The sequence below is a fragment of the Pedobacter sp. NEAU-ZC8 genome (assembly GCF_059278965.1).
The window spans coordinates 105,920-127,164 of the sequence record NZ_JCAJXC010000007.1 but is presented as its reverse complement, the minus strand read 5'-3'; the positions used below and the strand labels follow the sequence as shown (position 1 = coordinate 127,164).

At 44.8% G+C, this 21,245-nt stretch carries 22 protein-coding genes; 8 read left to right on the top strand and 14 right to left on the bottom strand.

What is annotated here, in order from left to right; translation table 11 throughout:
• The first annotated feature begins 23 nt into the window (after positions 1-23).
• Positions 24-1,901, top strand: coding sequence for an acyltransferase family protein (locus tag AC5WJX_RS07730; RefSeq protein WP_494484062.1), 1,878 nt, complete (start codon positions 24-26; stop codon positions 1,899-1,901).
• 30 nt (positions 1,902-1,931) lie between these two features.
• Here AC5WJX_RS07730 and AC5WJX_RS07725 read toward each other — a convergent pair whose 3' ends face one another.
• Both AC5WJX_RS07725 and AC5WJX_RS07720 read right to left on the bottom strand, forming a co-directional pair.
• Positions 1,932-2,834: an EamA family transporter gene (locus AC5WJX_RS07725; protein ID WP_494484061.1), complete on the bottom strand. Its 903-nt coding sequence runs from the start codon at positions 2,832-2,834 to the stop codon at positions 1,932-1,934.
• A 1-nt stretch (position 2,835) separates the two neighbouring features.
• On the bottom strand, positions 2,836-3,948 hold the full coding sequence (locus AC5WJX_RS07720; RefSeq protein WP_494484060.1) for a Fic family protein: 1,113 nt from the start codon (positions 3,946-3,948) through the stop codon (positions 2,836-2,838).
• Positions 3,949-4,153: 205 nt separating this feature from the next.
• Here AC5WJX_RS07720 and hemW point away from each other — a divergent pair, with 205 nt between their 5' ends.
• The gene (gene hemW / locus AC5WJX_RS07715; RefSeq protein WP_494484059.1) at positions 4,154-5,296 is read left to right on the top strand and encodes a radical SAM family heme chaperone HemW; all 1,143 of its coding nucleotides are present in this window, start codon (positions 4,154-4,156) and stop codon (positions 5,294-5,296) included.
• 18 nt (positions 5,297-5,314) lie between these two features.
• Complete coding sequence (locus tag AC5WJX_RS07710; protein WP_494484058.1) at positions 5,315-6,100, top strand: SDR family oxidoreductase; 786 nt, start codon at positions 5,315-5,317, stop codon at positions 6,098-6,100.
• On the opposite strand, the gene AC5WJX_RS07705 is transcribed toward AC5WJX_RS07710, so the two are convergent.
• On the bottom strand, positions 6,097-6,489 hold the full coding sequence (locus AC5WJX_RS07705; protein WP_494484057.1) for a DUF5655 domain-containing protein: 393 nt from the start codon (positions 6,487-6,489) through the stop codon (positions 6,097-6,099). The two genes, AC5WJX_RS07710 and AC5WJX_RS07705, sit on opposite strands and share 4 nt — an antisense overlap.
• 245 nt (positions 6,490-6,734) lie before the next feature.
• Here AC5WJX_RS07705 and AC5WJX_RS07700 point away from each other — a divergent pair, with 245 nt between their 5' ends.
• A complete protein-coding gene (locus AC5WJX_RS07700; protein WP_440428281.1) occupies positions 6,735-7,616 on the top strand; it encodes a cupin-like domain-containing protein in 882 nt (293 codons plus the stop codon).
• Here AC5WJX_RS07700 and AC5WJX_RS07695 read toward each other — a convergent pair.
• On the bottom strand, positions 7,613-8,050 hold the full coding sequence (locus AC5WJX_RS07695) for a YybH family protein (protein WP_494484056.1): 438 nt from the start codon (positions 8,048-8,050) through the stop codon (positions 7,613-7,615). The genes AC5WJX_RS07700 and AC5WJX_RS07695 overlap by 4 nt on opposite strands.
• Before the next feature lie 145 nt (positions 8,051-8,195).
• Between AC5WJX_RS07695 and AC5WJX_RS07690 the strand changes: the two genes are divergently transcribed.
• The 3 genes from AC5WJX_RS07690 to AC5WJX_RS07680 are packed head-to-tail and all read left to right on the top strand — an operon-like array spanning position 8,196 to position 12,042.
• Complete coding sequence (locus tag AC5WJX_RS07690) at positions 8,196-9,293, top strand: vWA domain-containing protein (protein ID WP_494484055.1); 1,098 nt, start codon at positions 8,196-8,198, stop codon at positions 9,291-9,293.
• Positions 9,294-9,305: 12 nt separating this feature from the next.
• A complete protein-coding gene (locus AC5WJX_RS07685) occupies positions 9,306-10,796 on the top strand; it encodes a sigma 54-interacting transcriptional regulator (protein ID WP_494484054.1) in 1,491 nt (496 codons plus the stop codon).
• Position 10,797: 1 nt separating this feature from the next.
• On the top strand, positions 10,798-12,042 hold the full coding sequence (locus AC5WJX_RS07680; RefSeq protein WP_494484053.1) for a metallophosphoesterase: 1,245 nt from the start codon (positions 10,798-10,800) through the stop codon (positions 12,040-12,042).
• 16 nt (positions 12,043-12,058) lie between these two features.
• Here the strand turns inward: AC5WJX_RS07680 and AC5WJX_RS07675 are convergent, their stop codons facing one another.
• The 3 genes from AC5WJX_RS07675 to AC5WJX_RS07665 are packed head-to-tail and all read right to left on the bottom strand — an operon-like array spanning position 12,059 to position 16,322.
• The gene (locus AC5WJX_RS07675) at positions 12,059-12,748 is read right to left on the bottom strand and encodes a response regulator transcription factor (protein WP_440428286.1); all 690 of its coding nucleotides are present in this window, start codon (positions 12,746-12,748) and stop codon (positions 12,059-12,061) included.
• Between the two features lie 4 nt (positions 12,749-12,752).
• On the bottom strand, positions 12,753-14,420 hold the full coding sequence (locus AC5WJX_RS07670; protein WP_494484052.1) for a sensor histidine kinase: 1,668 nt from the start codon (positions 14,418-14,420) through the stop codon (positions 12,753-12,755).
• Positions 14,421-14,432: 12 nt separating this feature from the next.
• The gene (locus AC5WJX_RS07665) at positions 14,433-16,322 is read right to left on the bottom strand and encodes a S9 family peptidase (protein ID WP_494484051.1); all 1,890 of its coding nucleotides are present in this window, start codon (positions 16,320-16,322) and stop codon (positions 14,433-14,435) included.
• A 211-nt stretch (positions 16,323-16,533) separates the two neighbouring features.
• On the opposite strand from AC5WJX_RS07665, the gene AC5WJX_RS07660 reads away from it, so the two are divergent.
• Positions 16,534-16,836, top strand: a complete 303-nt coding sequence (locus AC5WJX_RS07660; RefSeq protein WP_494484050.1) for a DUF4286 family protein — start codon at positions 16,534-16,536, stop codon at positions 16,834-16,836.
• Between the two features lie 73 nt (positions 16,837-16,909).
• Here the strand turns inward: AC5WJX_RS07660 and AC5WJX_RS07655 are convergent, their stop codons facing one another.
• The 7 genes from AC5WJX_RS07655 to AC5WJX_RS07625 form a co-directional block, all read right to left on the bottom strand.
• A complete protein-coding gene (locus tag AC5WJX_RS07655; protein WP_494484049.1) occupies positions 16,910-17,752 on the bottom strand; it encodes an OmpA/MotB family protein in 843 nt (280 codons plus the stop codon).
• 104 nt (positions 17,753-17,856) lie between these two features.
• On the bottom strand, positions 17,857-18,519 hold the full coding sequence (locus tag AC5WJX_RS07650) for a DUF2461 domain-containing protein (protein ID WP_494484048.1): 663 nt from the start codon (positions 18,517-18,519) through the stop codon (positions 17,857-17,859).
• Positions 18,516-18,764 (bottom strand): hypothetical protein, encoded by a 249-nt coding sequence (locus AC5WJX_RS07645; RefSeq protein ID WP_440428292.1) that lies wholly within the window; start codon positions 18,762-18,764, stop codon positions 18,516-18,518. The genes AC5WJX_RS07650 and AC5WJX_RS07645 overlap by 4 nt, the downstream gene beginning before the upstream one ends.
• A 99-nt stretch (positions 18,765-18,863) precedes the next feature.
• Complete coding sequence (locus AC5WJX_RS07640; RefSeq protein ID WP_494484047.1) at positions 18,864-19,436, bottom strand: DUF420 domain-containing protein; 573 nt, start codon at positions 19,434-19,436, stop codon at positions 18,864-18,866.
• A gap of 16 nt (positions 19,437-19,452) precedes the next feature.
• The gene (locus tag AC5WJX_RS07635) at positions 19,453-20,160 is read right to left on the bottom strand and encodes an SCO family protein (protein WP_494484046.1); all 708 of its coding nucleotides are present in this window, start codon (positions 20,158-20,160) and stop codon (positions 19,453-19,455) included.
• A complete protein-coding gene (locus AC5WJX_RS07630; protein ID WP_494484045.1) occupies positions 20,160-20,513 on the bottom strand; it encodes a cytochrome C oxidase subunit IV family protein in 354 nt (117 codons plus the stop codon). Before AC5WJX_RS07630 ends, AC5WJX_RS07635 begins: the two co-directional genes overlap by 1 nt.
• Positions 20,514-20,526: 13 nt before the next feature.
• Positions 20,527-21,234 carry a cytochrome c oxidase subunit 3 gene (locus AC5WJX_RS07625; protein WP_440428296.1) on the bottom strand — a complete coding sequence of 236 codons (708 nt, stop codon included), beginning with the start codon at positions 21,232-21,234 and terminating at the stop codon, positions 20,527-20,529.
• Between the last annotated feature and the right edge of the window lie 11 nt (positions 21,235-21,245).

The following is a 21,245-nucleotide window of genomic DNA, read 5'->3' as shown; positions in this document are numbered from 1 at the left end:
TTGTAATGAATTAATCGCTTTTAATGGTTCAAAAACAAGGTTTCAGGCATGACATCAACGCCCTGCGGGCGCTTGCAGTAGTTTCGGTGTTATTCTATCACTTCAATGTTCCATTTTTCAATGGAGGCTTCTCCGGAGTGGATGTCTTCTATGTCATTTCAGGCTATCTGATGACTAAAATCATCCTGGAAGGTTTTGACCGGAATCAATTTTCATTATTAACTTTCTACAAGAAAAGAGTGCAGCGGATTGTCCCGGCGCTGACCTTTCTGGTTGTTGTGGTACTTGCCTGCTGCTTTTTTACCTATATGCCTGATGACTATCAGGAAGTTGCCAGGAATGGCTCGTTCAGCCTGTTATTCATCTCCAACATTGCCTATAGTTTTGTAGGCAGTTACTTTGGAAACTCTGCCGATAACAACATATTCTTACACACCTGGTCGCTGTCTGTGGAGTGGCAGTTCTACCTGCTCCTTCCCCTGGTGCTCCTGTACTGCAACAGGTATCTTAAGAACGACCGGAAAAAGTACTTTAACCTCTGCCTCATTGCTATCATAGTGATTTTTGCAGGCACGCTGGTCGTAACCAGGTACCGCCCGAACATGTCGTTCTACATGTTACCGACCAGATCATGGGAGATGCTGGCCGGTGGATTAGCATTTTTAACCCAGGTAAACCTGAGCAGTAGAGCCAGGAAAATGCTGTCGCTTTCAGGTTTTGTCGTGCTCCTGACCGGAATGATCTTCCTGCACAAGAGTATGAAATGGCCAGGTCTTTATACCCTGATTCCGGTTTTTGCCACCTATTTGATCATTATATGTAAAGTCAGCGACTTCAAGTTGATCAGAACACCAGTGGTTCAGTTTTTTGGCAAGATCTCCTATTCGCTGTACCTATGGCACTGCCCGGTCTTTGTGATTGGGAACTACCTGGGTGCTACATCAACGCCAGCCAATGCCATTTACGGGATACTCCTGTCCATTCTGCTGGGTTACCTATCCTATCGTTACATCGAAACGATTAGCATTAGCAAAAACAGGTATATTCTGGCAACAACAGGCTCCTTTGCAGCAATCGCTTTTATAGCATCCCTGAATTATTTAAACCCAGTCGTTTTCAAGAAAGACACTGTGATTATTGCAGACTATGAAGCCATCAACAAATCAAAACACCAGAAGCAGTTTGAAGTTGATTCCTGTTTTATCAGATCTGTATCCACGGGTCTGAATACCTACAGTAAACAGAAATGTCTACCATTTCAGAAAGGAATAAAAAACGTGCTGCTGTTGGGTGATAGTCACGCGGCCCAGTTTCATCAAGCGCTGAAAACACACTTCGCAGCTAAAGGTATTAACCTCGGCCATGCCTCCGCTGCAAGCTGTTTACCTTTAAAAACAAAGGAAGGACCGGGGCCGGGAAATTGCGAAGAGCTACTGAACTTCATCTATGACGAAATGTTACCTAACCATGCAGGCGATATTGAAAGTGTAATCTTAAGCGCTAACTGGGTGGACAATCCCCATGGAAAAGAACAGCTATTGCAGGATCTGAAAGGTACCATTGCATACCTGGACAAGCTCGGAATAAAATCCATTGTACTTGGACAAACGGAAACCTATAAAATTGACTACTCCACCATTGCTGCGCGAGAGCATGAATACGGGATTCAGACCAGTGAAAATTATCTGGATACGGAGACCCAGGAGATTAACAGCTACCTGAAAGCAGGTTTAAAACACAAATATATTGACCTGTTTCGCCTGAACTACTTCAAGAAAGTATCTCCAGAACGCATCCCCTACATGTTTGATCAGAACCACCTCACCACTTATGGGGTTCAGCAGTTGCTTAATGGCACGGTGTACAGGAATAAAACTTTCATACAGGAAATTGATCATTGATCATCGAAACCTTTGTGGCGATCAGAAATGCTAAGCTGCGGCTTTATTTCTAAAAATCTGATTCGTATTAAATACGATAACGGCCAGGAAAATAAGTCCGTAGGCAGACAGTTGAAGAAGGCCCAATGGTTCATGATAAACCAGGCCTGATAATACAAATGCAATAATCGGATTGATGTTTAAAAGCATTCCGACCGTCGATGAACTCAGGCCGGTTAGCGCGTATAGATTTAGCAGCAACGGTACAATGGTGTACAACACCGCAATAATCTCCACATAAAAATAGAAATCAAACGCGGAAGGTATAGCGCCGGAGAACGATGAAAAGAATGGAAGCAGGATCAATGCCGAGAGCAGGATATGAAAATTCAGGATCAGAAACTTATCAAACCCCTCATTCCTTTTCTGGCTTACCAGGTAGCAGGCATAACTTAAACCGATGATGATACTGTAAAACATCGTTAGCAGACTGTTATAAGACAGCACTAAGCATCCGATGCAACTCAGTGCAACAGAGAGCCACTGTACGCGTGTTAATTTCTCCCGTAAGATGAAAAATGCAAGTAGCGTGGTTAGGATTGGACACACCAAATAGGCCAATGAAGTAGCCCGCACACTAACATGATTCATCACATAGATGAAGGAAAACCAGTTAATTGCCAGGAAGACGCTGCAGGCAACATTCAGCCCAAGCATTTGCCTTTTTAGCTTTAGTGGTAATGCCCTAAACAGGGCAAGGTTATCCTTGATCTTTTGCCTTTTAAAAAGCAGGGAGATCAACGACATGATCGCTGCACAACTGAATACCCTGTAAAAGAGAATATCTAATGAAGCATATGCATGCAAGGGTTTTAATACCAGCGCGAAAAAGCCCCAGATGGAGAATGCAAGTATAGCGGCTAAATAATGTTTGAGATTGATATTCGGCTTCATGTTATCCTCTCAATATTTCGATCAGGTCATTGTTGATATAGTACACATCTCTGCCGTCTTTCGAGTATCCAAGTATTTCGGCTTCTACAAGTTCTCCGAAGTATTTTGTTAAAGTGGTTCTGGATGTTACCCTCAAAAGATCCCCAATGAGTTTTGGCCTGATATAAGGTTGGCTGAAAATCATTTCATTCACTTCTTTGTTGTACCATTTCATTTTAGACCTTCCATGGACTAATGTGGCTTCCATTTGACTAGTGATGCTTATTACCAGTTGGTTGGTGAGTTCTGCTGTCTTCTCCACAGCTTCCAGCATATAAAGAATCCATGGTTTCCAGGCCCCCCGTTGTGTCACACCGCTTAAGTGATGGTAATAATCATCCTTATGGGTCATGATATACTTAGACAGATAAAGGACAGGCATCTCTAGCAATCCTTTGTCAACCAGGTATAATAGGTTAAGTACCCGGCCTGTCCTGCCATTACCGTCGGAAAAAGGATGTATGGCTTCAAACTGGTAATGTGCAATACACATTTTTAAAAGCGGGTCAGTTGAATATTTCGTATCGTCATTAAGGTACTCGATCATATTGTCCAGTTTTGCCTCTATCAATCCGGCACCTCTTGGTGGAGTATATATCACTTCACCAGACCTGAATTCACTTTGGCCCCTTCTTATTACCGTTAGCGTCTGCGCCGGCCTGATGCCCGATATTGAACCCTTGATCTGCCTGAAGGTACGAAGTATACAGTCCTTATCAATCCTTCTTTTTTCTTTAACGATTTTATAGCCCTCCCACAATGCTTCCCGATATCGAAGAACTTCTTTTGTTGCTGGCTTAATATGCTCCTCTCTTAGCGTCTCAGATACAGCTTTATATAGCTCGTCTTCCGTGGTAAAGATATTTTCTATTGCCGTAGACGTCTGCGCCTCCTGTAAAGCAATGGTGTTGACTAGCATGGTCGGATTAGGCAAACGGTGAATATTAGCGTTTGTGGTTGCAAGTGCACGAGTGGAGGTAACTAATTTTTTTAACACATCTATATCGTCTGCTATCTCTTTTTGAGGAGGTAAAAGCGGCAGGTCATTAAAGGGCTCTAGTCTATCGTATGCCATTTGTTCAAATTAAGGGTAGATGCTGGACATATCACTAAGGTATATCTTTTTACTGGACATAAATGCGTTAAATGTTCATTTTTTGCGAAAAATTGAACACATTACCAATAGTTGACTAAATTTTACTAATCTATTAGATTGCTGTCCTAACAGCCATAACCTTTCCCCAGCCAATAGTCTTATCTTTGCAGCAACTCCAAAATACATGGCCGGAATCTACATCCACATCCCTTTCTGTAAAAAAGCTTGCACCTATTGCGACTTCCACTTCTCCACTTCCATGAAATACATGGATGAGATGGTCGACGCCATCTGTGCGGAGCTGCTCCTGAAAAAAGAACGCCTGGCCGGTGCACAAATCGGTAGCATTTATTTCGGCGGTGGAACACCTTCCGTGCTTACCGCTGTTGCCTTACATAAGATCTTCAACACCATTACCCAGCACTTTACTGTCGCCCATGATGCAGAGATCACGTTAGAAGCGAACCCTGATGATCTGGATGCTAAAAAGATCGCTGAGCTGCGCCAATTGCCGGTGAACCGCTTCAGTATTGGCATACAATCCTTCTTCAATGAAGACCTGATCTGGATGAACCGGGCACACAATGCCACTGAAGCAGAGACTTGCGTGAAACGCAGTCAGGATGCCGGATTTGAAAACCTAAGCATCGACCTGATCTACGGCTATCCGCTACTCACGAATGAAAAGTGGCAAAGCAACATCCAAAAAGCGCTTGAGCTGGAAAGCCCGCATATCTCTGCCTACTCGCTCACCGTTGAACCCAGAACTGCCCTGGCAAGTGCCATCAAACGCGGCAAGCAAGTTCCTTTAAACGATGAACAAAGTGCAGATCAGTTTGAAATGCTGATCAACAAAACCGCTGCAGGTGGTTTTGAACACTATGAAATATCGAACTTTGCCAAACCAGGCAAGTATGCCGTACACAATACCAATTACTGGCGCGGCGTGCCATACCTGGGTATCGGTCCTTCGGCACATGGTTTTGACGGTACCAACCGCTACCTGAACATTGCCAATAACGCACAATACCTAACGGCGCTGAGCGACGGTAAGCTTGCCGAAACGGTAGAAGAACTGGATCAGTACGACCGATTTAACGAGTACATGATGACTTCGCTGCGCACCATGTGGGGCGTGGACCTGAACAAGATCAAAAACCAATATGGTCCTGCCTATTTGCAGGACACCATGAAGAACATTCAGCCTTTTATGGAGCGTAACTGGCTGCAACTTGAGGCAGACACCCTAAAGCTTACCCATGATGGTAAGTATTTTGCGGATTACATTGCTTCCGAGCTATTTTTGATTCCCGAAGACCATTTATAATCTCTATAAACCAAGACCATGAAGAATACTGTTGTTTGGATCACCGGCGCATCCTCCGGCATCGGAGAAGCACTCGCCTATAATTATAGCGCAAAAGGCGCCAAGCTAATCATCTCTGCCCGTAACCGCGATGAACTCTTCCGGGTGAAGATGGCTTGTAAGAACCCTGCGCTGGTGCATGTATTATCCTTCGACCTGGAAAACACGGAAATGCTGCCTCAAAAAGCAGCGGACGCGATCAGGATCTTTGGCCGTATAGACTTGTTGATCAATAGCGGTGGCATCAGTCAACGCAGCCTGGCTATCGACACAACCCTTGCTACAGAAGAAAGACTCATGCGTATTAACTTTTGGGGAACGGTTGCATTAAGTAAAGCTGTACTTCCAACGATGATCGCACAAGGGGGCGGACATATTGTATGCATCAGTAGCTTAGTCGGCAAGTTTGGTACCCGCCTCCGCTCTGCCTACTCCGCCTCTAAACATGCGCTACATGGCTATTTTGACTCCCTACGTTCTGAGGTATATGATAAAAATGTCCACATTACCATCGCTTGCCCTGGCTACATCAAAACGAATGTCACCATCAACGCCTTAACTGCTGATGGCACACCACAAGGCAGCATGGATGAAGCACAGGCAAATGGCATGTCGCCGGAAGCATGTGCCGCAGAGATCGTGAAAGCCATAGATCAGAAGAAAGAAGAGGTCTATATCGGTGGCAAAGAAGTAAAAGGTGTTTTGTTCAAAAGATTGCTCCCAGCACGCTTTTCAAAATACATCCGCAAAGCAAATGTTACCTAGCCTGCCAGATCAAAGGCCTTCTTCATGTAAAAGCGGACTTCTTCATTGATGTCCGCTACCTCCATGATTCGCACATGATGATTATAGGTGCTTTCTCCAGGTAAAGCGCTGATCTTCCGGAAACACAGGTTATCCTCATAGGGTTCCTTAAAAGGGAGCACCAGGTCAATAAAGCCTTTCCCAAACTGAATGATATAAGAGAAGTTCCGCTTCCGCCTGAAGCCAACCATCGTTTTCGTGGCATAAGCCTCTACCATACCGATCTCATCAAAGGCTTCAAGCAAATGAAAGAACAGCATACGACTATGTGGCGACTTCCTGCTGAGGAATTCCGACAGTTGAGGGTCCTGAATGCTGATGTTTGCCATACCTGGTGATAAACTTTCCAACGAAGTTAAAGTTATTCCAGTTTTGTACAAGACCAAACGTTGAGCAGGCACAAACAAGGGCTTGGCACGGGGTTGACCTGTCGCTAGCCTTGTCAAGGCCTTGTCAACCCCCTGTCAACCCCTTGTCAACGCCGCGATAAAGCTGGATCATTTTCGAGCGCATTTTAATGATGTTTCATCAACATTTCCGCTGTTTACAGAAAAGATATTTAAGTTAACTTTGCCTTTACACACAGTTTTAAAATATGAGCTTTAAACTTAAGCCTGTTGATACGGTTGAACAGATCAGTCCGGCCGACTTCAAGAAAAACTATCTGGAAGCAGGCAAACCACTGATCATAAAGGGACTTACAAAATCCTGGCCTGCACGGGAAAAGTGGACGACAGCATACCTGAAGTCTATTGCAGGTGATGTTACGGTGAACCTGATGGACAATTCTAAAGCAGATCCAAGCAAGCCCATCAATGCCTCAGTAGCAAGCATGAAGTTCGGCGATTACCTCGATCTGATTAAATCTAAACCTACCGAACTTCGAATATTCTTGTTTAACCTTTTTAAACATGCGCCGAGCATGGTCGATGATATTGTGATCCCAAAAGATCTGACCGGCGGATTTATTGAAAGCATGCCGACCATGTTCTTTGGTGGTTCCAAATCTGTGACTTTCCTGCACTACGATATTGATCTGGCGCACATCTTCCACACGCATTTTGGTGGCAGAAAGCACATCATCCTGTTTGATAACAAATGGAAAAGGCGTTTGTATTGCATCCCTAATGCAACCTATGCCTTGGAAGATTACGATGTAAGCAATCCGGATACGAAGAAATTTCCAGCCTTGGAAGGTGTTGAGGGCTACGAATTGTTTTTGGAGCATGGCGATACCTTGTTCATGCCTAGTGGCATGTGGCACTGGATGCGCTATGTGGATGGCTCTTTCTCCTTGAGCCTGCGTGCATGGGACAGATCCCTGAAACGAAAAGCACAGAGTGTCGGCAACCTGGTGGTTAAAGGTGGTATAGACAGTGTGATTAAGATGATCTTTAAAGCACCATATGCAAGATGGCGCGAAAAGCTGGCCATTAAACGTGCGGAACGTGCTTTGGCCAAAAACCTGCCCCGCTAGTTCATTGAACCTGAACTGCTGTGATCGGAAACGATCTTCCAGCCATCTTTGAACTTTTTGAAGATCAGGGTGAAATGTCCATTGGGCTCATCCTGATCTCTTTTCAAGTGAAAAGCGCCCATTACAAACGCGGTATCGCTACAGATCAGTTCCACCTTTTTGATGGTAAAAGTTAGCTTACCCATGCCGCTTTTACCCGGATAGTTTTTCTTGTAATTGGCTTTTACGGTCTCGTAGCCATAGGTGGGACCATTACCGCCCACAAACATCAGCGAGTCGCTTTTTAAATAGCCTTCCATAAAGCGGTCGATATCCCCTTCATTCCAGGCCTGTTCCTGGGTATGCAGCACCTTCAGGATCGCCTCTTTGTCCTGACTTTTTACCTTACCAGCAAATAAGCACAACAGCGCCGTAAACAGTAATAATTTTTTCATGGTGTTTGGTTATAAATCAGGCTCAATGTACGGAATATCAATACTTTTTACCAGTATTCGAATTTATCAGGCAACATAAATATGACAGGGCTCTTATTATTTCCGCCTTACAAACTTTTACCTTAGAAACTTCGTTTGTTTTACCATGAGAGGATATCATTTTTCCGATTTCGTTCCCGGTGATTCACCTCAGAAAGGTGGATTCGAGGAACTATTAAAATTGTTCACCCAATTGCTCAACTATACTGCCGGTGATGCGGGTGAAACCCTGGCCTGGATGAATGAGTTGGATAAGAAATATAAGATGACCAACAATGAATACGGCATGGGTGATTTTATTGATGAACTTAAAGAGAAAGGTTACATCAAGGAAGATCCTTCCGGCTCCATTAGCATTACCGCGAAAACGGAACAGACCATCCGCAAGTCAGCCCTGGAAGAAATCTTTGGCAAGCTGAAAAAGGCAGGCAAGGGTAATCACAACAGCAACATTTCGGGGCTTGGTGAAGAAAAGAATGCCGATCGGCGCGAGTTTGCCTTCGGCGATAGCCTGGACCAGATCGACATGACTGCATCCATACAGAATGCCCAGATCAATCATGGTATCGGCAACTTTACGCTGACAGAAAGGGATCTGGAAGTGGAGGAAAAGGACTATAAGACGCTAACCTCTACGGTGCTGATGATTGATATTTCGCACTCCATGATCCTGTACGGCGAAGACCGCATTACGCCAGCTAAAAAAGTGGCTATGGCGCTGGCCGAGCTGATCCGGACACGTTACCCGAAAGATACCCTGGACATCGTGGTATTTGGTAATGATGCCTGGCCAATTGAAGTGAAAGACCTGCCCTACCTGCAGGTAGGCCCCTATCACACCAATACTTATGCAGGATTGGAGCTTGCAACCGACATCCTTCGTAGAAGAAAAACGCACAACAAGCAGATCTTCATGATTACCGATGGCAAGCCGACCTGCCTGAAGGAGAATGGCAGATATTACAAGAACAGTATGGGGCTGGACAGAAAGGTGATCAACAAAACCCTGAACATGGCGGCGCAATGTAAGCGGCTGCAGATTCCAATTACCACTTTTATGATCGCAAAAGATCCATACCTGCAGCAGTTTGTACGTGAATTTACGCAAACCAACGGCGGAAAAGCCTTTTACAGCTCCTTGAATGGACTTGGAGAATATATATTTGAAGACTACATTAAAAATCGAAGAAAAACATTCCGATAAAGACCTGACCACATGAATCACGAATCTATAACAACGCTCGGCCAGTTGAAGGCCACAGACTACCAATCACGTTCGGTCAAAGATGAACTACGCAAAAACCTGATCACCCAGCTTCAGAATAAAGAAGCTGGCTTTGAAGGCGTACTGGGCTATGACGAAACCGTAATTCCAGAGCTGCAAACTGCAATTCTTTCCCGACACAACATCCTGCTGCTGGGTTTACGCGGACAGGCAAAAACACGTATTGCCCGTTTAATGGTTAACCTGTTGGATGAGTACATCCCTTATGTAAGCGGCAGTGAGATCTTTGACGATCCTTTGAATCCTATTTCACTATATGCACGCGATCTGATCGCGGAAAAGGGTGATGATACCCCGATCCAGTGGCAACATCGCTCGGAACGTTATACCGAGAAGCTGGCGACGCCAGATGTAACGGTAGCGGATTTGATCGGTGATGTGGATCCGATCAAGGCGGCTACCATGAAGCTGACCTATAACGATGAACGGGTAATCCACTTTGGATTGATCCCACGTGCACACCGCAGTATCTTTGTGATCAATGAGCTTCCAGATTTACAGGCACGTATACAGGTGGCATTGTTTAACATGCTGCAGGAAAAAGATATCCAGATCAGAGGTTTTAAATTGCGTTTGCCCCTGGATGTGCAGTTCGTATTTACCGCCAACCCGGAAGATTATACCAACAGGGGTTCTATTGTAACGCCGTTAAAAGACAGGATTGAGAGTCAGATCCTCACCCACTATCCAAAGAACATCGCCATTTCCCGTAAGATCACCTTCCAGGAAGCGAAGTTAACGCAAGAGCAACGCATGATCGAAGTAGATGGTCTGCTGAAAGATCTTGTGGAGCAGGTGGCTTTTGAAGCACGCCGCAGTGAGTTTATTGACCAGAAGTCTGGTGTATCTGCCAGGTTAACGATCTCTGCTTATGAAAACCTGGTGAGCACTGCAGAACGCAGGATGCTGATCAATCGCGAAAAAAGCACCTTTGTGCGTTTATCTGACTTCACGGGCATTATTCCGGCAGTTACCGGAAAAATTGAGCTGGTTTATGAAGGTGAGCTGGAAGGGCCGGCCAATGTGGCGAATAGCCTGATTGGAAAAGCCATCAGAACGTTATTTATCCGTTACTTCCCGGATCCGGAGAAAGCTAAAAAGAGCAAGAAAGTTAATCCTTATGCCCCGATCGTGGAATGGTTTACTGAAGGTGGCACCTGCGACTTGTCGGATTCGTTGAATGCGGCGCAGTATAAAAAGGAGCTGAGCAAGGTGAATGGCTTGCAGGATCTGGTAAAAACCATGCATCCAAAGCTAAGTGCCAACCAGAGTCTGTTGATGATGGAGTTTGTGTTGCACGGTTTGGCAGCCTTCTCGCAATTGAACAAGGAGTTCCTGGATAACGGCTTCGGCTTTTCCGATATGTTCGAAAGCTTGTTCAACGTAGATATGGATGATGAGGATGATCTAGACTTTAGATAATATGGGGAGAATTGCTGTACTGATTCCCCTGTGTTTACTTCTGATTGCATTTGACTTCTACTTCTACAAGGCGGTTTTAGCTGTCTTTAAGAACTGGAAGCCCCGTACCCGTAAGATCTTCGGCATTGCATGGTGGACCTACAGTCTGCTGCTGATCGTAGGGGTATTTGCAGGGATATTTTTAAACTTGTTTTTAACGCTTCGTGCAATAATCCTGGTCGCTTTCTTTCTAACCTGCGGAAGTAAGTTTGTGATGCTTCCTTTCCTGCTGATCGATGATCTGCGCAGGCTGGTCATCAAAACTTTCAGGCGCAAGAAAGAAGTCGCGGTGAAGGAACCCTTGCCTGGAAACCCGATCCCACGTTCGGAATTTTTGGTGAAAGCTGGGCTTGTGGCTGCTGCAGTGCCACTAACGTCCTTAAGCTGGGGCATTATTTCGGGGGCATATGACTATCAGGTACGTCGCCGTAACCTGTACCTGCCGAATCTGCCGAAGGCATTTGACGGCTTGACCCTTGGCCAGATCACCGACATCCACTCCGGTAGTTTCTACAATAAAAAAGCGGTGAATGGCGGTATCGATATGTTGCTTGCTGAAAAGCCCGACATGATCTTTTTTACCGGCGATCTGGTGAACGATATGGCGACGGAGATGCGCGACTATCAGGATAGTTTTACGCGGGTAAAGGCGCCGCTAGGGGTTTATTCTTCGCTGGGTAACCATGATTATGGCGACTATCACTTTGGCAAGGGACCATCGGCCGCTAAGGCCAAAAACCTGCAGGATGTGATAAAAACACATGAGCTGATGGGTTGGGACCTGCTGATGAATGAACACCGCAGAATTAAAGTTGACGGTGAAGAGATCGGTGTTCTGGGTATTGAAAACTGGGGCATGGGGCGTTTTCCGAAATACGGGCGCATGGATCTGGCGGTAAAGGATACGGATGATCTGCCGGTGAAGCTGTTGCTTTCGCATGATCCTTCGCACTGGCGTAACCAGGTTTTAACGGAATATCCGCAGATTGATGCGATGTTTAGTGGACATACTCACGGTATGCAGTTCGGTGTACGTGCCGAAAACATGCAATGGAGCCCGGTACAGTATATCTATAAAGAATGGGCAGGCTTGTATCAGGAAAAACATCAGCAGCTATACGTGAACGTAGGCTACGGTTTTCTTGGCTATCCCGGCAGGGTGGGTATTCTGCCGGAGATCACCATCTTCACTTTAAAAAGGGCTTAAACATCCTTAAAAAGGCTTAGGCGCCGTTAAAACGGTAGCCTACGCCTCTTACCGTTAACAGCAGCTGCGGATTATCCGGATTCAGCTCTATTTTCTTGCGGAGCCTTACAATATGCATATCCAGGGTGCGGGTGTTTACATCAGAATTATAACCCCATACTTCCAGCATCAACGCATCGCGGTTGATCACCTTGTTCGGGTTCCGTAGAAAATATAAAAGGATCCTGTTTTCCAGGATGGTAAGCTCGATCTTTTTGCCCTGGCGGTATAAGGTATGGATGTTCGGATGGTGCTCCATATCACCGAAGCGGTGAATCTCTGAACGATCGTTATTGATCAGGAACTTCACTTTGCTTTCCAGCATGGCAACGAGTACATCCATATTGAACGGTTTACTTACGTAATCGGAAACACCGAAGTTGTACGCATCAATTTTATCTACGTCCTGCGCTTTGGCGGTCATCATGATGATGAGCCCTTCGTAGCCCTGATGACGTACGCTTTCGCATACTTCAGAACCCTGCTTGCCAGGAAGCATCCAATCTAACAATACAATATCCGGTTTATCTGTAAGGATGGTCCTTTCTGCAGTTTCGCCGTCACCAACCTCCAGCACTTCGTAGCCTTCAGCTTTCAAGCGGTGAACAACTAAGAAACGCAGGTTTTCATCATCTTCAACAATTAGTATTTTAACCCCTTTAGACATCTTATTATTCGTTATATGGTAGTATAATTTTAAACTCTGTACCCTTATTTACCTTACTTTTTACGCTGATCTCGCCCTTCATGAAAACCACGAGTTCCTTGCAGAAAGCAAGTCCTAGTCCCACGCTTCCATTTTGGTTATACTGATTCTGCACGCGGTAAAACTTTTTAAATATATTATTTATTTCCGGAGCGGGAATACCTATTCCCTTATCTGTAAAGCGCAGCACGATCTTACCTTTGATCTGCCTGGCACTTACATGCAGGTATTTCTGGTCCGGAGAAGAGTATTTATAGGCGTTTTCTGCAAGGTTATCGAACAGACTTCCTAATAACACCGGGTCGGTGGTAAAGTTCTTAAAGCCACTCACTTCGTAAGTAAAATGGAAGTCAGGGTGTTTAAGTCGGTGCGATTCAATGGTACTCTCAATGAAATCGACAATATTCACCTTCTCCTGGTGTAGCTGGATGGCCTTGTTTTCGATCTGCGTGAAGGCCAGCAATTTGTTCATCAAGCCATTGAGCTTATCCGCTTCTTCATCCAGAATACGACCATACATTTTCTGCTCTCTTTCGGTTAACGCCGCCGCACTCCGGATGTTGTTTCCGGCAATTTTAATTACGCTTACCGGCGTTTTAAACTCGTGGGTGAGGTTATTCACGAAGTCGTACTGTAGCTTGTACATTTTCTGGTTGATGTTCAGGTTCCGGTAGATCAGGAAACCGACCAGTACCAGCACCCCGTAGAAGATCATCAGTACGATTGCGATGGGCAGAAAGTAGCGGAAAATGGCTTTGTCGACAAAACTCTGGGCCGAAATGAAGTATAGCTTGTAATCGGAAAATGGCCCAGGCAGCGTGATCTCTGTCGTGACGAACTGTGAGGAGGTATCCAGCGGATCGTAGGTTAAAGGCTCAATCCGGATGTTCTGGTAGAGCTTTGGATTGGAGTTGATGATCTGGATCTTGCTGGGATCCAGGTAAAAGGTAAGCATGTCCTGCTGGTAAACCGGCGATGTGGAGAGCTTGCGCTGCATCATCTGCTTATAAACCTTCAGGTCTTCAAACCTCGGGATGTTGAGGTAGGTGATCTTGTTAGAACGTACCACACTGAAGTTACTGAAAAGTTCATCCGCTGTTGGCGCCCTTGCGGTGTCGAGCGTTTCGATGTAGTTGATCAGCTTAATGGCGAGGGTATTAAATTCATCACCGCGCATGGCAGAAGAGGGATCGTTTCTGGAAAATAGCTTTACGGAATCCATCGGAACCAGACTACCAAACTGGTAAATGTACTTTGGCCCCATGGCAAAGTGCCCGGTGTTCAAGCCGTCACGTACCGAGCTGGTGGAAACCTCTGTATCGTAGAAGATCACCTTGGAAACAAAGGGATACTGCAAGAGCAGGGTATCTACAAACCGGGATGTGGTTGCAGAATCCAGGTAGCCATTGTAGTAAGATATTTCTGGCAGTTTATTCTGGAAGAACTCGTTGTAGGGCTTGATACTCGCCTCGAGCACATTGACCTTCTCGGATACAAATTCGTTTTCGATGAACTTCTTGCTGAAGTTGTAGGCGAGAAATAAAGACAGCACGAAAAATACAGAGATCAGAATAAGAAAAGTTATGATCAATGAAAAATTCTTACGGTAGCCGCTATTCTTATCTGCAGTCATTTACCCGCTAAGCTATTTCTTTTTCAGGTTGATATCAAGAAATTGTTCCAGGGCAAGGTACAATTGCTGCCTGCTATGTTCATTTCCGAGTGGAGAGCTTTCGCTGCTTTTTTCAAGATAAGTGATGTCGACTTTGCGCTTCTTCAATTCCTTCACGAATTGCTCCACTTCCCCGGAGTTTATCCTCGGGTCATTTGCACTTTGGGCGATGAACACCGGCACATTGAATTTCTCCGCATGGAACACCGGCGATACCTGGCGCATGTATTCTACATCGGTAACTGGATTGCCGACGATGGTATAATACATCTGTAAGTTGGATTTAAGGTATGGCGGTACCGACTTCAGGTAACTGAAGAGGTTGATGACTCCGGAGTTAGAAGCCGCACAGGCGTACATACCGGGACTGGCGAAGATACTGTTCAGCGCGATATAGCCGCCCAGTCCGGTGCCATATATGGCAATCCGCTTGGCATCAGCAATACCTTGTGAGATGAGCCATTTTACCCCATCGTTGATGTCGTTATTGATCTTTCCGCCCCATTGCTTGTAGCCTGCCGTCATAAAGGCCTTACCATAGCCCGATGAGCCTCGGTAGTTGATCTGGAACACGGCATAGCCACGGTTGGCGAGCAGTTGCACCTCTGGATTGTATCCCCAGGTGTTACGTGAACCAGGCCCATTGTGTGGCAGCACAACCACTGGCAGGTCTTTCGCGGGTTTGTTTAGCGGTAAGGTTAAGTAGCCGTTGATCTTCAGCCCATCTCTGGAAGTATAGGAAATAGGCTTCATTTCTGCCAGGTCCTGTTCTTTGAGGGAAGCGTTAAAGTCGCTCAACTTTTTGATCTGTCCTTTGTTGGCGAAGTATAGGTAGTAAGATCCTGGATTTTTATCGGTGAAGGTCCTTACAATGAACAGGTTTTCGTTCTTATCACGGTCGAAGATCCGGTTTTCTGTGCCCGGCAGCAGCTTGTCCAGCTTACTGTAAAACTGCTTCACGGTATCATCGAGGTAGAATTTTTCCTTTTTCCAGGTTTCACAAATTACAAAGCCCATCCCCTTTTTTCTTCTGGAATACTGGGCATCTACCACATTGAGGGTATCGTTTGCGAAGAGCACCCTGGTTTCTTTGCCGGTTTTACAGTTGAGCTCCACCAGCGCGTTTTTGTCGCGGTTCATGTTGGAGATGGCGTAGATCACGTTTGGCTGCGTCTCGGAAAAAGAGATCGGCTTGATGGTGGTGGTGAAACTGTTGGTCTGGATGGCCGTAAATGGCTGACTTTCTTTTTCCCGGTACAACAGGGTCTCATTTACGCCATCGCTGGATATCGCCAAACGAAGTTGTCCTCTTGCATCCGTAATCCAATCGGTGATGTTACCAGGGTTTTTAACGGCCATCTCCATCTTGCCGTCACGCACGTTCAAGCGATAAACATCAAAAACGGTAGAATCCCTCTTATTGGAAGATACCAACAGGTATTTGTTGTCGATGAGCTGGTCTTTAAGCACCCGCAGGCGGCTTTTCTCATTCTCATTAAGCTGTCGCTCATTGCCCCCTGTTTTGTCGATGATAAACACCGAAGATTGCTTGTTGTTGTCCTGGCTCTCCTTGTAATAGATCAGTTCATTATCACTCACCCAGGAGTAGTAGCCGATGACATGATCATCCAGCCGGGTGATCTGTGTCGTGCTGCCATCTTCCAGACGCTCCACGAAGAGCTCCTGCTTCTTGTTGATCAGCTTCAGGTAGGACAGGTTTTTACCATCCGGCGAGATGGCGAAAGCAACCCGCTCCTGTGACTTGAAGAAATCGTTTACAGGAATTAATTTCCCAGTCTGTTGCTTGCAAGCAAACAGCAGCGGAAATAACAGGCATATATAAAGTATAAATTTAGTCCTCATTAATAGTTCAAAAGTACGGAACACCATTATCCGTTGCTGTTATACACCAACATTGTTACCTGTTGTGTCTGCCCGGTATTTTTCAAAATAAGGATATTTCTTTCAACTTAAATGTCGATTACGGTAACAATTAAAATACCATGACCATCGATATCCATCAGGATATAATTCTGTGAGCCGATATCTGTACTTATAATTTTATCTTTGTTTTATGCTATTATATAACATCACCATCATACTTGAAGAGGCTGCAGCTAATGAATGGCTCGCCTGGACGCAGGAGGCCTATATACCTGCAATTATGGCCACGGGTAAGTTTGCTTCCAACCGCCTGCTTAAGGTGGTGGATTCTCCAAACGAAGGGGTTACTTACTGCCTGCAGTTTGTGCTGGACAGCGAAGCTGACTATGACAGTTACAAACTGGAACATGCTCCTGCGATGCAAGAAGAACTCAATACCAGGTTTAAAAACCGCCATGTTTCTTTCCAGACCTTGATGGAATACGTGGGATAGATCATAAAAAAAGGTGAACCAATTGGTTCACCTTTTTCTTTTTTCTTTTGCCTTTTGGCAAAACTTAGCGTTGCTATTGCTTGATCAAGTCGTATAACTCATCCAATTTTGGTGAAAGTACGATCTCGATACGGCGGTTTTTGCTTCTACCCTCTGCTGAGGCGTTACTCTCTAGCGGTTGGAACTCGCCTTTACCGGTGGCGGTCATTCTAACGTTTTCTACCTTGCCCGTTTCGGTAAGGAAGCGCACTACTGAGGTAGATCTTAATACGCTTAGATCCCAGTTGTCTTTGATCTGGCCCAGGTTATTTACTTTTTGGTTGTCGGTGTGCCCCTCAACAGCGATGTTGATCTCCGGCTGTTCTTTCAATACAGCAGCAAGCTGTGTTAAAGCCTGACGGCCTTTTTCATCGATGATGATACTACCGGAAGGGAATAATAGCTTGTCGGTAAGTGATACATATACTTTTCCGTTTTTAATCTCCACCGTTAAACCGCTTTTGGTGAAGCCAAGTAAAGCTTGTTGTAACTTTTCTTTGAGCTGGTTGGTAGCCTCATCACGTTTACGCAATACCTCTTCCACTTCTTTTAAACGCTGCTCACGTTTTTTAAGGTCTGCAGAAAGCTTGTTGATCTCCGTTGAGCTATTGCTGCGCAGCTTGGTGTAATTGGCATCCATATCGTCGTATTTCGCTCTTAGGTCGGCTAATTTACCATTTAGATCTGCGGTGTCTTTACGCAGCTTGGATATCCGGTTTTCAAGACTTTCATTGCTTTGCTGTGCACCAGAAAGACCTGTATTTAAAGAGTCCTGTCTGGCAAGTAGTCGCCTGTATTCCTTCATGGACATCACTTTACAGGAAACAAATGCGCTACAAAATAATAGAACGGCTAAAAGCGTAGTGATTTTTCTCATTTGATGTGATTAAGCCTTGCGGCGGTTAATAAATTGAGTTCCGTTCAGATCCTGTTCTAATCATGATGTTAAATCAGGACCTGCAAACAATAGCCATGCAGGTACTAGCTTGCAATGGCGGTTCTCAAAAATAACATAAATGGATAGATTTGCTTAAAAGCTTCATGTATTTTTTCAGTAATATCCGCTTTGAAGAAGTCTTTATCGGCGATTGGATAAATTGCGGTAAGGCTTTTTAGCTTAAGTACATCGATGAGGGGATGATCTGTAGGATAACCTTTAGGAGCCTTCTTGAGCGAGTCAGTTTCATCAAGCTTGAAAAGCGATTTAAACCCATCGTTATTGATGATCTCTAAGAACTCATCCTGATTGTAATCAATCTCTTCACGGATTTTCTTCAGATCTTCTGCACCTGGCATCCAGTAGCCTGCTGCGAAGAAGCAGTTTCCAGGTGCTAAGTTGATGTAATAACCGGGTTCATTTCCGTTCTTTCCGATCACGGAAAAATAGATCCCGAAATTATTCTTATAAGGTCTTTTGTCTTTACTGAAGCGAATGTCCCGATAGATACGAAGCAGGTGTTTCTTCGGCAGACTATCTTTTGGAAATGCCGGATCGACCGTGGCCAGCAGCGGAATCAGCAAGCTGATAAAATGCAGGACGTCAGCTTTAGCAGCTTCATATTCATCCTTGTGCGCAGCAAACCAGTTGCGGTCGTTATTTTCGATTAACTCCTTTAAAAAATTAAGCGTCTCCGGCCGGATCATAAGGGATTGCTGGTGCGTGGCTCTTTGTATTTGCGGTACCACAGGATACCTATTCCACCCATCAACAGGAAAGGTGCAGCCAAAAGGCTAAGTACACCGGCGTTAATTCCTTTGGTCTGTGTATTTCCATTCTCGATACCTTGGTCAGCATTGATCGAGCACATGGCACATTGAGCAGTACTCACAGGAATATTTACGGCAGTCAAGCTGAAAACGAGAAGGATGAGCAGCAGCGCTTTTTTCATAACTGTAGGCTTGAGGTGTATTGCATTTGTCTAAGATCAAACGACCAGTAGCAGTGGCCATTTATAATAACAAATATATGTACTAAACGATTGGGGAAATTAAAAATTGTAATATGGTGAAATCATCAGGTAAACCAGCACGCCAGATACGGCAACGTATAGCCATACCGGATAGGACCATCTCACAATCTTTCGGTGCTTTTCCACCTGCATATTCAAGCCCCTGAAGAAGCTCACCAGAATTAATGGCAGAACTACGATGGCGAGCAAAATATGGGTTAGCAGAATAAAGTAGTAAACATACCGTACGGCCCCTACTGCAGCGGCTTCAGTTGCCGACAATAGACCATCATGGTCTACATCGCCAAACTTGGTATCCTTCACGTAAAGGTGAAACAGAATATAAAAGATCAGGAAGATTGCGGAGAGGATGAAAGTTATGATATTGGTGATCTTGTGGGCCGGTATATTCTTACGACGAATGAAGATCAAGGATAACACCAACAGCACCGCGCAGGTAGCGTTTATGCCTCCGATTACGTGCGGTAAGATATATAGAAACGAGGGAACGGTAGTTGGTGGTGGTACAAGCTTCAACGCAATTACAACGATGAGCACAACTGCTGTTACAACCCATACCAGCCTTAAAAATAGTTTATCAGTTAGATTCATTTTCTTGTGTTAGTAATTATCTGCCGTCTTTCATGTTACGGAGCTCTTCGGTAATGAGCACCCGGATCTCGTCGTCGAGTTTAGATAAGGCTAGCTGATTAGTAGCTTCGTAATAACCGCGGATGCGGCGTTGGGTGTCTAGCAGTACGAACATGTTGCTGTAGATGAACTTTGGCTTGCCATTTTCCATTACTTTGTGCGCATCCACGAAGAGTTGTTTGTTCAGCAGGTCAAAAACCTGTGTACTATCACCGGTTAGCAGATCCCATTTGCCAGCTTTGGCACCAATGGTTTGTGCATAATCTTTCAGCAATGCTGGTCGGTCATTTGTTGGATCGATACTGATGCTTACAAACTTCAGGATTTCATTGTCGCCATAGTTTGCTAGATAGGCCTTCACGGCCTTGTTGGTGAAATCCACGCCATAAGTATTCCCAGCGGTATGAAATAAGCTTAAGATAACCACCTTCCCTTTATAGGCATCCAGGCTAATAGAATCTCCAGCCTGATTTTGCAGCTGGTAGTTCTGCACCTGATGATAAATGGTGTCTGGGATTTCTTTACCACGAACACTATGAAAGGTATTTGCAACCACTTTAGGACCGAAGAACGGCAGCGGTTTGTATCGATTTTTACCTTTATCCTGTAGTAAATAATACAAAAATCCTGGTACCGCTAATATGGTTACCAGGATTAAGATCTTCTTTATTGGAAATAATTTCATTATTGGAATGGCATATGCAACTGTAGGTAACCACCTTCAATCAACAAGAGCACAATGAAATAGATAATAAATATAAAGGTTACGGTAAGCGATAGTTGCAGTCCCAGCTTCTCATATTTCAAGTGCATGAAGTAGGCTACAATGTAAAACGCTTTTAAAATGGTCAGGCCAATGTAGATGATGTTACCAACCATGTGGGACATATAACCGTGAGGCAATACCCAAAGGGCGATGAAGAATTCTACAACGGTGATCAATAAAAGGATCCCGAATACCTGCCAGATCTTTTTCTTAGTTAGACCCTCATGCTCGCCGTGAGCATGGCCATCAGTAGTATGTATGTGTTCGGACATAATGTTTTATAAATTAGATTAGATAGAAGAATGTAAATACGAATACCCAAACAAGGTCAACGAAGTGCCAGTATAAACCAACTTTCTCCACCATAAGGTAATGTCCGCGTCTTTCAAATACACCTGCAATAGTCATGCAAAGGATGATCACGTTTAGTACAACACCAGTAAATACGTGGAAACCATGGAAACCGGTGATGGTAAAGAACAGGTTTGAGAATTGCTGTGTAGCTACTGTAGAAACCTCGCCATCAAAGAAGTGCTGTAAGTGTTCAGCAGGAGGAATTTCACCCCAGCCAAAGCCTTCATGGAACAGGTGTGTCCACTCTAATGCCTGACATCCCAGGAACATGAAACCACCGATCACGGTTGCAACCATCCAGCCAATAACTTCTTTCTTGGAATTTCTGTGACCTGCCTCTACTGCAAGTACCATCGTTACAGAGCTCATGATCAGGATGAAGGTCATGATACCTACGAATACCAATGGTGCGCCGCTATCTGTTACACCAGGGATAGACTGGAAAACCAAATCAGGATCAGGCCAGGTAAATTTTGAGAAACGTTGAGCACCATAGTAAACTAATAATGCGGAGAAAGTAAAGGCATCTGATAGTAAGAAAAACCACATCATTATTTTGCCGTACTCTACTGACCACGGTGAACGGCCACCGCTCCACGGAGTAGTTTTTACCTGATCTAATTGTGATAATGAATCCATTTTAAAGTTTG

What these genes read in the sequence shown, in the direction of transcription:
- AC5WJX_RS07730 (WP_494484062.1), top strand. Translation starts at nt 24, where the DNA reads ATGGTTCAAAAACAAGGTTTCAGGCATGACATCAACGCCCTGCGGGCG.
- AC5WJX_RS07725 (WP_494484061.1), bottom strand. Translation starts at nt 2,834, where the DNA reads ATGAAGCCGAATATCAATCTCAAACATTATTTAGCCGCTATACTTGCA.
- AC5WJX_RS07720 (WP_494484060.1), bottom strand. Translation starts at nt 3,948, where the DNA reads ATGGCATACGATAGACTAGAGCCCTTTAATGACCTGCCGCTTTTACCT.
- hemW (WP_494484059.1), top strand. Translation starts at nt 4,154, where the DNA reads ATGGCCGGAATCTACATCCACATCCCTTTCTGTAAAAAAGCTTGCACC.
- AC5WJX_RS07710 (WP_494484058.1), top strand. Translation starts at nt 5,315, where the DNA reads ATGAAGAATACTGTTGTTTGGATCACCGGCGCATCCTCCGGCATCGGA.
- AC5WJX_RS07700 (WP_440428281.1), top strand. Translation starts at nt 6,735, where the DNA reads ATGAGCTTTAAACTTAAGCCTGTTGATACGGTTGAACAGATCAGTCCG.
- AC5WJX_RS07695 (WP_494484056.1), bottom strand. Translation starts at nt 8,050, where the DNA reads ATGAAAAAATTATTACTGTTTACGGCGCTGTTGTGCTTATTTGCTGGT.
- AC5WJX_RS07690 (WP_494484055.1), top strand. Translation starts at nt 8,196, where the DNA reads ATGAGAGGATATCATTTTTCCGATTTCGTTCCCGGTGATTCACCTCAG.
- AC5WJX_RS07685 (WP_494484054.1), top strand. Translation starts at nt 9,306, where the DNA reads ATGAATCACGAATCTATAACAACGCTCGGCCAGTTGAAGGCCACAGAC.
- AC5WJX_RS07680 (WP_494484053.1), top strand. Translation starts at nt 10,798, where the DNA reads ATGGGGAGAATTGCTGTACTGATTCCCCTGTGTTTACTTCTGATTGCA.
- AC5WJX_RS07675 (WP_440428286.1), bottom strand. Translation starts at nt 12,748, where the DNA reads ATGTCTAAAGGGGTTAAAATACTAATTGTTGAAGATGATGAAAACCTG.
- AC5WJX_RS07670 (WP_494484052.1), bottom strand. Translation starts at nt 14,420, where the DNA reads ATGACTGCAGATAAGAATAGCGGCTACCGTAAGAATTTTTCATTGATC.
- AC5WJX_RS07665 (WP_494484051.1), bottom strand. Translation starts at nt 16,322, where the DNA reads ATGAGGACTAAATTTATACTTTATATATGCCTGTTATTTCCGCTGCTG.
- AC5WJX_RS07660 (WP_494484050.1), top strand. Translation starts at nt 16,534, where the DNA reads ATGCTATTATATAACATCACCATCATACTTGAAGAGGCTGCAGCTAAT.
- AC5WJX_RS07655 (WP_494484049.1), bottom strand. Translation starts at nt 17,752, where the DNA reads ATGAGAAAAATCACTACGCTTTTAGCCGTTCTATTATTTTGTAGCGCA.
- AC5WJX_RS07650 (WP_494484048.1), bottom strand. Translation starts at nt 18,519, where the DNA reads ATGATCCGGCCGGAGACGCTTAATTTTTTAAAGGAGTTAATCGAAAAT.
- AC5WJX_RS07645 (WP_440428292.1), bottom strand. Translation starts at nt 18,764, where the DNA reads ATGAAAAAAGCGCTGCTGCTCATCCTTCTCGTTTTCAGCTTGACTGCC.
- AC5WJX_RS07640 (WP_494484047.1), bottom strand. Translation starts at nt 19,436, where the DNA reads ATGAATCTAACTGATAAACTATTTTTAAGGCTGGTATGGGTTGTAACA.
- AC5WJX_RS07635 (WP_494484046.1), bottom strand. Translation starts at nt 20,160, where the DNA reads ATGAAATTATTTCCAATAAAGAAGATCTTAATCCTGGTAACCATATTA.
- AC5WJX_RS07630 (WP_494484045.1), bottom strand. Translation starts at nt 20,513, where the DNA reads ATGTCCGAACACATACATACTACTGATGGCCATGCTCACGGCGAGCAT.
- AC5WJX_RS07625 (WP_440428296.1), bottom strand. Translation starts at nt 21,234, where the DNA reads ATGGATTCATTATCACAATTAGATCAGGTAAAAACTACTCCGTGGAGC.